Annotated in this window: 13 protein-coding genes; 8 read left to right on the top strand and 5 right to left on the bottom strand. The window is 29.5% G+C overall.

Annotated elements, in window-relative coordinates:
• Together ACVC2P_RS20015 and ACVC2P_RS20010 are read right to left on the bottom strand one after the other, a co-directional pair.
• Positions 1-852: hypothetical protein (locus tag ACVC2P_RS20015; protein ID WP_452600220.1), on the bottom strand; the 852-nt coding region annotated here is incomplete at its 3' end.
• Positions 853-855: 3 nt separating this feature from the next.
• Entirely contained in the window at positions 856-2,484 is a 1,629-nt protein-coding gene (locus tag ACVC2P_RS20010) for an acyl-CoA carboxylase subunit beta (RefSeq protein ID WP_452600219.1), read from the bottom strand.
• 141 nt (positions 2,485-2,625) lie between these two features.
• Between ACVC2P_RS20010 and ACVC2P_RS20005 the strand changes: the two genes are divergently transcribed.
• The 6 genes from ACVC2P_RS20005 to ettA all read left to right on the top strand — a co-directional run bounded on the left by ACVC2P_RS20005 (position 2,626) and on the right by ettA (position 6,900).
• A complete protein-coding gene (locus ACVC2P_RS20005) occupies positions 2,626-2,982 on the top strand; it encodes a DoxX family protein (RefSeq protein WP_452600218.1) in 357 nt (118 codons plus the stop codon).
• Positions 2,983-2,984: 2 nt separating this feature from the next.
• A complete protein-coding gene (locus ACVC2P_RS20000) occupies positions 2,985-3,515 on the top strand; it encodes an NADPH-dependent FMN reductase (RefSeq protein WP_452600217.1) in 531 nt (176 codons plus the stop codon).
• On the top strand, positions 3,516-3,953 hold the full coding sequence (locus ACVC2P_RS19995; protein WP_452600216.1) for a MarR family winged helix-turn-helix transcriptional regulator: 438 nt from the start codon (positions 3,516-3,518) through the stop codon (positions 3,951-3,953).
• 26 nt (positions 3,954-3,979) lie between these two features.
• On the top strand, positions 3,980-4,876 hold the full coding sequence (locus ACVC2P_RS19990) for a pirin family protein (protein WP_452600215.1): 897 nt from the start codon (positions 3,980-3,982) through the stop codon (positions 4,874-4,876).
• Positions 4,877-4,968: 92 nt separating this feature from the next.
• Complete coding sequence (locus ACVC2P_RS19985) at positions 4,969-5,151, top strand: CAL67264 family membrane protein (RefSeq protein ID WP_027878875.1); 183 nt, start codon at positions 4,969-4,971, stop codon at positions 5,149-5,151.
• Positions 5,152-5,208: 57 nt separating this feature from the next.
• Complete coding sequence (gene ettA / locus ACVC2P_RS19980) at positions 5,209-6,900, top strand: energy-dependent translational throttle protein EttA (RefSeq protein WP_452600214.1); 1,692 nt, start codon at positions 5,209-5,211, stop codon at positions 6,898-6,900.
• Positions 6,901-6,963: 63 nt separating this feature from the next.
• Here the strand turns inward: ettA and ACVC2P_RS19975 are convergent, their stop codons facing one another.
• Positions 6,964-7,125 carry a hypothetical protein gene (locus tag ACVC2P_RS19975; RefSeq protein WP_452600213.1) on the bottom strand — a complete coding sequence of 54 codons (162 nt, stop codon included), beginning with the start codon at positions 7,123-7,125 and terminating at the stop codon, positions 6,964-6,966.
• 268 nt (positions 7,126-7,393) lie between these two features.
• Between ACVC2P_RS19975 and ACVC2P_RS19970 the strand changes: the two genes are divergently transcribed.
• On the top strand, positions 7,394-8,998 hold the full coding sequence (locus tag ACVC2P_RS19970; RefSeq protein ID WP_452600212.1) for a sulfatase-like hydrolase/transferase: 1,605 nt from the start codon (positions 7,394-7,396) through the stop codon (positions 8,996-8,998).
• Entirely contained in the window at positions 8,985-9,740 is a 756-nt protein-coding gene (locus ACVC2P_RS19965; RefSeq protein WP_452600211.1) for a hypothetical protein, read from the top strand. The genes ACVC2P_RS19970 and ACVC2P_RS19965 overlap by 14 nt, the downstream gene beginning before the upstream one ends.
• Before the next feature lie 9 nt (positions 9,741-9,749).
• On the opposite strand, the gene ACVC2P_RS19960 is transcribed toward ACVC2P_RS19965, so the two are convergent.
• Positions 9,750-10,478: a DUF6048 family protein gene (locus ACVC2P_RS19960; RefSeq protein WP_452600210.1), complete on the bottom strand. Its 729-nt coding sequence runs from the start codon at positions 10,476-10,478 to the stop codon at positions 9,750-9,752.
• A complete protein-coding gene (locus ACVC2P_RS19955; RefSeq protein WP_452600209.1) occupies positions 10,444-10,983 on the bottom strand; it encodes a DUF6452 family protein in 540 nt (179 codons plus the stop codon). Before ACVC2P_RS19955 ends, ACVC2P_RS19960 begins: the two co-directional genes overlap by 35 nt.
• Positions 10,984-11,008: the final 25 nt, after the last annotated feature.

Below are 11,008 nucleotides of genomic sequence, written 5' to 3'. Positions count from 1 at the left end.
ATGTATGTTAAGTAATTTTTTAAATGTAGTACCATTAATTCTTTGATCGTATATAGCCCCATAATGGATTCGTAAAAGCTCTATATCTTTTTCAGTGATATTATTAGAATTATTATACTCCTTACTTAATAAACTATCTTTTCCAATATATTTGCTAAATTGAAAATGACCTAAACTTATAAAGAACATTTGTTTTAATTGCTTTAATAGTTTAGTTTCAGTGCTAGATTGCGAAGGATTTACAGATAGAATACCACTATAAAATTTGTTGTTATTATCTGTTAATAAATGATAAATAGCTCCAGTAGTTATAGATTCCTCTTTATCTATTTTTTTATTAAAAACATAGTCTTCTCCATAAGTATAAATTGTTTCAGAACTTGTTTTAATATAAAAATTAGCCTTTTCTATATTATTTGTGAATGTAATATTAAGGTTTTTAATTTCATGTTTATTTATACTTGAAAAAAACGTTTTAAAGGCTTTTCTTATGCTTTTTGGTAATTTAGGATCAAGATATACAACAATAGCCGTATTCCATTGTTTCAGTTCGTAAACTGTTTTTGATGTTTCTGTAGAATTACAAAATACAGCAAATTGATAAGTTTTAAAGATGTTTTTATAAGAATAAGCAGACGGGTTTAAATAGTTAATATCTTCTAATTCTGAAAAATTATAATTATCATACAAAGTATCATTACTTATAATAACTTGTTCTCTAACATTTTTAGAGCTATAAATTTGTTTAGAACTAAATAAACGTTTGTGTGGAACAATACTATCAAACTTATTTTGAGCCAATAATGAGTTGATAAAAATAATAAAAACTAAAAGAGTTAATAATCTATTCATAAATTACACCTGTAAAACCCCCATATTAAATGGTTTTTCAATTGGGGCATGGTTAGCAGCCTCAATACCCATACTAATCCATTTACGAGTATCTAAAGGATCTATAATGGCGTCAGTCCATATTCTTGCAGCTGCGTAATATGGAGAAACTTGGTTATCGTAACGCGATTTTATTTTATTAAATAACTCTTCTTCTTTTTCTTTGGTAAACTTTTCACCTTGTTTTTCTAAAGAAGCTTTTTCTATTTGTAATAATACCTTAGCAGCACTATTACCACTCATAACAGCCAATTCAGCACTAGGCCAAGCAGCAATTAATCTAGGATCGTATGCTTTACCACACATGGCATAATTACCAGCACCATAACTATTACCAATAACAATTGTAAATTTTGGTACAACACTATTACTTACAGCATTTACCATTTTAGCACCATCTTTTATAATACCACCATGTTCACTTTTACTACCAACCATAAAACCAGTAACATCTTGTAAAAACACTAGAGGTATTTTCTTTTGATTGCAATTGGCAATAAAACGAGTGGCTTTATCTGCGCTATCATTATAAATAACACCTCCAAATTGCATTTCTCCTTTTTTAGTTTTCACTAATTTTCTCTGGTTAGCGACTATACCAACAGCCCAACCATCTATTCTAGCATAAGTTGTAATAATGGTTTGCCCGTAGCCTGCTTTATACTCATCATATTCTCCATTATCTACTAAACGTTTAATAATTTCAAACATATCGTACTGGTCTGCTCTAGATTTAGGCAAAATACCATAAATATCTTCAGGATTATCTTTAGGTTTCTTTGCTTCAACTCTATTATATCCAGCTTTATCAAAATCACCTATTTTATCCACAATACGTTTAATTGTATCCAAAGCATCATGATCGTCTTTAGCTTTATAATCTGTAACACCAGAAATTTCACAATGTGTTGTTGCTCCACCTAAAGTTTCATTATCTATACTTTCTCCAATAGCAGCTTTTACTAAATAACTACCTGCAAGGAATATACTACCAGTTTTATCTACAATAAGCGCTTCATCACTCATAATTGGTAAATAAGCTCCACCAGCTACACAACTTCCCATAACAGCAGCAATTTGAGTAATACCCATACTACTCATAACGGCATTGTTTCTAAAAATACGACCAAAATGTTCTTTATCTGGGAAAATCTCATCCTGCATAGGTAAATAAACACCAGCACTATCTACTAAATATATAATAGGAAGTTTATTTTCTATAGCAATTTCTTGAGCACGTAAATTTTTCTTTCCAGTAATAGGAAACCAAGCACCAGCTTTAACAGTAGCATCATTTGCAACAACTATACATTGTTTGCCTTTTACATACCCTATTTTTACAACAACTCCACCAGAAGGGCAACCACCATGTTCTTTGTACATGTCTTCACCAGCAAAAGCACCAATCTCTATGCTCTTAGACTTTTTATCTAATAGATAATCTATACGTTCACGAGCAGTTAACTTACCCTTAGCATGATGTTTCTCAATACGTTTTTCTCCACCACCAAGTTTTACTTTGGCTAAACGTCTTTTTAAATTAGACAATAGTAATTTATTGTGATCTTCGTTTTTATTGAAGTTGATGTCCATATTAAATTTTTATTTGCCACGAATTTACAAAACCCAAACATGTATTAAAAGCGAATACTTATTAAAATAAATTACAGGGTAATATTTTCCTAGGTATATATTAATATTTATTACTACATTTGCATAATAAAATCAACAAAAATGAAAAGAGATAAAATTATTTATTATACAGCAACAGGACTACTAACATTGTTAATGTTATTTTCTGTAAGCATGTATTTTTTTAATCATGATGATGTTTCGCAGATGTTTAGCAACTTTGGGTACCCAACTTATATTATTTATCCATATGCTGTTGCTAAATTACTTGGTCTATTTGCAATTTGGAATCCAAACTTTAAAATCATAAAAGAATGGGCCTATGCTGGTTTCTTTTTTGCTTTTATTTTGGCTTTCTTTGCGCATTACATGATTGGAGATGGAGAACAAACGGGGGCATTAGTAGCCTTAATACTATTAATAGTATCCTATATTTTTAATAAAAAAACTAATAAGTAAAAATGAAAAAAATTATAACCTTCGCAGGAAGTAACAGTAAACAATCTATAAACAAACAGTTGGCTGAGTATACCGCTAATCAAATTAAAGATGTTAATGTTGAGGTATTAGACCTTAATGATTATGAATTACCTATTTATAGCATTGATTATGAAATGCAACATGGTATTCCAGATAACGCTAAAGTATTTTTAGATAAAATAAAATCTTCAGATGGTATTGTTTTATCATTAGCAGAACATAATGGAGCCTATGCTTCCGTATTTAAAAATATTTTTGATTGGATGTCTCGTATAGATGGAAAATTATGGAACAATATACCTATGTTATTAATGGCTACATCACCCGGTGGAAGAGGAGGAGCAACCGTTTTAGACATAGCAAAAGGTAGATTCCCTTATATGGGAGGAAACATAATAGCAGATTTTTCTTTACCATCATTTAATGATAATTTTTCAGAAAATGGTATTTTAGATAAAAACCTAAATGAAGATTTAATTGTGAAAATTGAAAAATTTAAAAAAGCAATTTAAATGGGAGATTTGTCTAAAGATATTAATTCGAGCTTTCCAAATAATAAAGTAAAAGCGTTATTAAATGTAATTTATACTGCAAATTGGATAAATAATAAGCAAAATGCCTATTTTAGACCTTTTGGAATCTCTCCCCAACAATTTAATATTTTAAGAATTTTAAAAGGTGCAAAAAAACCAATAAAAGTACAAACTATTAAAGAACGTATGCTAGAACGTTCTCCAAATGCCACAAGATTAATGGATAAACTATGCGATAAACAGTTAATAGAACGTTTACCTTGTGCAGAGGATAGAAGAGTAGTTTACATAAGTATAACAGATAAAGGATTAATGTTATTAGATGACATTTCTAAAGACTATAAAAAAGATTTACTAGAAAATCTATCTGAGGAAGAAGCCCAACAATTAAGTAATCTGCTAGATAAAATGCGTTAAAGCATTTTTTTAAATAATTATTTTCCATGGAAAATAAAAAACAAAACACACAAATGAAATTAAATACAATAAAAACTGTAGGAAGAAGTGATTTCGTTAATATGGGACCTATTAAATTAAGACAACCCATACCTACTAACACTATAGAGAATATAGATCCCTTTTTATTATTACACCATTATGGACCTTACGACATAAATGAAAAAAATAACCCTTTCGATTTGGGGCCACATCCACACCGAGGCTTTGAACCAATTACTTTTTTACTTCAAGGGGAACAATTGCATAGAGACTCTTTAGGTAATGAAAGTGTTGTAAAAGCAGGAGATGTACAATGGTCTACAGCAGGAAGAGGAATAATACACTCAGAAGGCCCAACAAAATCATTTGTAAAACAAGGCGGTGTATTAGAGGGTATACAATTATGGTTAAACTTACCATCAGAAAAAAAAATGATCCCAGCAGCATACCAACATATTGAGGGCGATAGCTTTAATACAGTTAAATCTGAAGATAAAAAAATAACAATTCAAGTTATAGCTGGAGAGTTAAATGGAATTTATGGTAAAATTAAAACACAAACTCCAGTAAATGTATATATGATTTCTGCAGAAAAAGATAGTAGCCATACTGTTGAGATTGCTAAAAATCATAATGCATTAATATACCTTATTGATGGGAATGTTAACATTAATAAAAACAATAAATTAATTAAAAACGATAATCAACTTATAGAATTTAATAATGATGGAGAAGGCTTTACCATAGATGTCTTAAAGAGAAGCAAGTTATTATTTTTATCAGGACAACCGTTTAATGAAAAAATAACCTCTTGGGGACCATATGTAATGAATACACAAACTGAGATTATGGAAGCTCTTAGAGATTATCAACAAGGAAAAATGGGCTTTTTAGAACGATAACTAATAAAGTAAGATATATAATGTACTTTTTTGTCTAAAAATGCGATATTTGCGATTACCTAAATAAAATAATAGATTTAAAATAATTAAAGATGGCGATGAATAAGAATACAGTGTTAGCTTGGGCTACCACTATAATGATAATTGTTGGATTAGCATTAATTGCATTAGGTGCTTTTAGATACGATGATGTTGCTGGATGGGGATTTGCATCAGTAGGTATTGGTTTTTTTGCAATAGCATGGGTGTTTAATGCTTTAAAAGGAAGAGTTTAATTATTAATTTTAGACTAAACGTAAAATTTACATTACAATAAAATAACCAATAAAGATATGTCTGACGATAAAAAAATAATCTTCTCAATGGCAGGTCTAACCAAGACCTTTCCTGGAGCTAATACACCAGTATTAAAAAATATATACCTAAGCTTCTTTTATGGAGCAAAAATTGGAATCCTTGGACTTAATGGATCTGGTAAATCTACCTTACTTAAAATTATAGCAGGAGTAGATAAAAATTATCAAGGAGACGTAACATTTTTACAAGACTACTCTGTTGGTTATTTAGAGCAAGAACCACAACTAGATGAAAATAAAACAGTATTAGAAGTTGTAAAAGAAGGAGCAGCAGAAATTGTTGCGATTTTAGACGAGTATAATAAAATTAACGACATGTTTGGCTTAGAAGAAGTCTATAGTGATGCAGATAAAATGCAAAAACTTATGGACAGGCAAGCAGTTTTACAAGATGAAATAGATGCAGCAAATGCTTGGGAGCTTGATACTAAGTTAGAAATAGCAATGGATGCACTGCGTACACCAGAAGGCGATAAAAAAATAGGAGTACTTTCTGGAGGAGAACGTCGTAGAGTAGCACTATGTCGTTTATTATTAAAAGAACCAGACGTATTACTATTAGATGAGCCTACCAACCACTTAGATGCCGAATCTGTACATTGGTTAGAGCAGCATTTAGCGCAATACAAAGGAACAGTAATAGCTGTAACGCACGATAGATATTTTTTAGATAACGTAGCAGGTTGGATTCTAGAATTAGATAGAGGAGAAGGCATCCCATGGAAAGGAAATTATTCTTCATGGTTAGACCAAAAATCTAAACGATTAGCACAAGAAAATAAATCGGCATCTAAACGTCAAAAAACATTAGAACGAGAGTTAGAATGGGTACGTCAAGGCGCTAAAGGACGTCAAACAAAACAAAAAGCGCGTTTGAAGAATTATGATAAATTAATGAGTCAAGACCAAAAACAGTTGGACGAGAAACTTGAAATTTATATACCAAATGGGCCACGTTTAGGAACAAACGTAATTGATGCTTCAGGGATTAGTAAAGCCTATGGAGACAAATTATTATACGAAGACCTAAACTTTAGTTTACCACAAGCAGGAATAGTTGGAATTATTGGGCCAAATGGAGCAGGTAAAACAACTATTTTTAGAATGATAATGGGTGAAGAAACAGCAGACAAAGGTACTTTTACTGTTGGTGAAACTGCTCAAATTGCTTATGTAGATCAGTCACATGTTAATATAGACCCAGAAAAGACAATATGGCAAAACTTTAGTGATGAGCAAGATTTAGTCATGATGGGGGGAAGACAAGTAAACTCTAGAGCTTATTTAAGCAGATTCAATTTTAGTGGAAGCGAACAAAATAAAAAAGTAAAACTACTATCGGGAGGAGAACGTAACCGTTTGCATTTGGCAATGACCTTAAAAGAAGAAGGAAATGTTTTACTTTTGGATGAGCCAACAAATGATTTAGATGTTAATACACTTCGAGCTCTTGAAGAAGGATTAGAAAATTTTGCTGGATGTGCAGTGGTTATTAGTCACGATCGTTGGTTCTTAGATAGAATATGTACACATATTTTAGCGTTTGAAGGTGACTCTCAAGTATACTTCTTTGAAGGTGGCTTTAGTGAATATGAAGAAAACAAGAAGAAACGATTAGGAGGAGACTTAATGCCTAAACGAATTAAATATAAAAAACTAGTACGCTAGTTTTTTATATTTTTTCACATAATATAAAAGCACCTATTATTTAATAGGTGCTTTTTTTATGAGTTATTTTTCTAATTTTTTTCTCTCTTTTTCTAGTTTTAAAGCATTAACAATACTTTTTACAAGTAAAACTAGAACAGCTATTAAAGCTATAGAAAGTATTGTAACTAGTTTAGAAGATGTAAAATCTTCTAGAATAGAATTTAAGGTTAATAAATGGGGCATTTCTCGGTTATTTATGGTTAATAGCAAATTTACCTGTAACAAATATAAAAAAAATATTAATATAGCCGAATGATTTGCTATTAATTTAGATGTTTGTTTATCAGTGTTTTTTGTTTTTATTATATTGTAAGTAATAGACTAAGTGTATGTTTTAATGGTTTAAATGTGTTTCTCATTGAGGTAAATATTTTAAGAAGATTACAATAAATAATTTTAACTTAGCTATTTATAGGTTAAGTTAAAAATAGGAGTGTTTAAAAAACAAAAATTGTTAAGAAATCCAGTATTATTAGTTGGATATCCTTTATTTGTAATTACAGGTATTGGCTTTTTTATAATATTAGATTTTAAAGATTATATAAAGGAAGTTTTAGCGTTTGGAATACTAACCAGTCTTTTTTTTGTCATTACTTTATTAATTAAACAAGTAAAAAGACAAAACATTTGTATAAAAATCTCATATTTTATTTTAAGTCTACTTGCTATTTTAAAACTTAGTTTTTATATAAATTATGGGGTTAAAATAAGTGCATCAGCTTTTTATGTCATCTTTGAAACGAATGCTCCAGAGGCAACAGATTTCTTTTATCAATATCTTAATTATAAGATTATAGGTGTTATTATACTTTTTATTCTACCATTGTTTATTGTCTCTAAAATAACCCATTTAAATATATTTCATTCAGAAAGAAAAGAAACGTTCATAAAGAGTAAACCGTTAAAATATTTGTGCGTTATTTTCATGATGGGAGCAATAGTGTTATTACATTGGAAATTTAAAACAGAAAATCTCATAATAAATAGCTATTATAGTTATTTAGATTATAAAATGACTAAAGCTAACTTAAAAAAGAATTTAGCACAGACATATAGTAATTTTATAGAAGATGTGAATTCAAAAGATGAAGAGCAAACTTATATAATAATAATTGGAGAATCTACTTCAGCTTTGCATATGGAACTTTATGGTTATAGAAGAGAAACTAACCCCTTGCTATCTAACATAAAAGATGAATTAATAGTTTTTAATAATGTTATTACACCTCATGTACATACAATAACTGCATTAGACAAAATTTTAACTCAGTCAGATTATGAAAATTCATATAAAGAGCAAAATACTTCGATAGTACAATTAGCTAATGAAGCTGGATTTTCTACCTATTGGATATCTAACCAAAGACCAGTGGGCCTGCATGAAAGTATTCCTACTTTAATTGGGTCAGCGGCTAAACATACGCTTTTTTTAAATACACAAAACTCTAATGGCTCTATATTTGACGAAACAATATTGCCTAGTTTAAAAAATGCTCTTAAATCTAAAGAAAAAAAGAAGGTTATATTTTTACATTTAATAGGTACACATAGTGCTTATTCTAAACGCTATCCTGAAGCATTTAATTTTTTCAAAGAAAAAAATGTTCTTAATAAAAAATTATGTGGTAAGGAGAGTGCAATAATTAACGAATATGATAATGCCATTAGATATAATGACTTTATAGTATATTCGATTATTGAAAGCGCTAAAGCTATGGATATTAATGGTTATGTTCTTTATTTTTCAGACCATGGAGATGAAGTTTATGATACAATGAATTTAATGGGGCATAATGAATATCACGGCACGCAACCAATGTACGAAATTCCATTTTTATTATGGAGTTCGAAAAAGTATGCTAAATATAATGGTAAACTTAAAAATTTTAAAAGTTATACAAATAGAAAATATGTATTGGAAGATTTTATACATAGTTTTTCTGATTTAAGTGCTATACACTTTAAAGGTTACGATAGTACAAAAAGTATATTTAATAGAGCATTTAAAGAAAAACCAAGACTGATAAGAAATGGGAAAAACTATGATGAGAGGTAAAAAATATTTAAGAATAATAACTGTATTCTTAATTTTTAGTATAACCATCCTTGTTGTTTATTTATATAGCCCTTACAAAATTGAAGGTGTAGGTTATTATGATAAGATATGGGCACATAGAGTTAACTCTTTAGAAAAATTAAATAGTGCTTTAGATTATTTTGAGGGTGTAGAGTTAGACTTAATTTATAATGAAAAAAGTAATGTTTTAGATGTAAACCATACACCAGGTGAATCTATAGGATTAAATTTTGAAACATATTTAAATGCTATTCCTGCTAATACATACCCCTATTTATGGTTAGATATTAAAACGCTTAATAGAGACAATGCAGATTTAATTTTAAAACGATTAGTATATCTTTTTAAAGCAAAAAAATACCCATTAAAAAATGTACTAGTTGAAACTTTGCAACCGGAAGCGCTACCTGTATTCGAAAAACAAGGTTTTAAAACTAGCTATTATTTACCTCCAAAATTATATCTCAAAGAAGCTGATGATTTAAAAAATAGTATAGCAGAAATAAAAAGGGTAATTAAATCTCAACCAAATATTTCTATATCTACAGGCTATAGAAATTATCAAATAATTAAAACTCATTTCCCAAATCAAAATAAATATATATGGGCAATTAATAGAGTGGTTAATTATGCAGAATACACCGAAATCCGAAACATTTTAAAAGATAAAACTGTTAGTATAGTATTACTAAATTATAAAGCAATAAAAGGAAATCGTTAACGATATGTATTATTTACTTTTGTTAAAAATTGGAATGCGATACGATATAGTGTAACCATACCCAACACCAAAACTACCACTATCATAAGTTTTATTAAACCCAGGAATATATAAATTTTCAAAATTATCTGGCTTATCTTCTGAAATAAGCCCTTTTAACTGTGCATTAATACCAATAAATAAATTGTTTAATACCTCTGCCTTTATTCCAATAATAAGTTCAACCCAAATAGCGGAAAGTCCATTAAATTTTAAAGCCTCATTAGACGAAAATTGAGGTTGCCAATATTGGTCTGTAGTATATACGGTGTAGCTGTTACGTTGTTGTGAGAATGTACTAAAACCAGCTCTAAAACCAGCATATATCATATTTTCCATGTTTAACCAATTCTTGTACATGTTGTAGTCCATTCCTGCCTTAAAGTAACTACCAGAAGCGGTTGCGCTTAAAAAGTCGGTAGTCGTTGTTTTTTCTTCTGTACCTAACTCACCAGCAATAAACCAATCTTTTGTTAATCTATAATCTCCATTAATTTCAAAACCTTTGTAATCATCTTCTAAAAACGAACGAATTAACTTACTAGTATCTGTACCAAGACGTAAACCATATTTTTGTTTTATTTTTAAAGTATCGTTTTTAATCTCTGCATTACTAGTATCATTTTGTGCTCTAACAGTAACGCAAAGCAATAGTATAATTAAACTAGTGGCGTATGTTAAAGTGTGTCTCTGTCTCATTTTCTATAATTGTAATATCGTTTATAGCATCTATAATTTGTAACCAGTTGTCACTGTCGTTTTCAATGGTAATAGTAACATTTTTAAAAATGGTTTTGTAACCACAAGCTCTAGACACATAAACATCTTCTCTTGCGTATGCTATAGTTATAACATCTCTATTTACTAATTGAATGTCGTCGGTTTCATCATTAGGTGTTCCATTATCGTCAACCTCACCAAAATCTTTATAAAGTGCGAATTGTGTACTATCTTCTGTTGTTTTTAATGGTAGTATAACTTGGTTAGCAGTTACATTATTATAATCAGATAAAACACTTTCTGAGTCGTTGGCATCTTCAACTCTAAAGTTAAATACATTTTTAGAGTTATCTGCATTGGCAACATCTTTAAAATCAATAACCAATCGAGGTGTAGTAGGTGTATCTTCTGGGCATAAATCGTCTCTTTCACAACCCAAAACAAAAGTGAAGCCTATTAATAATGGGATTATAATTTTTTTCATTTTATAAATTTAACTGTAATGTTAC

It is taken from the genome of Pontimicrobium sp. MEBiC01747 (genome assembly GCF_053601635.1).
This window is presented reverse-complemented; position numbering and strand designations above follow the sequence as displayed.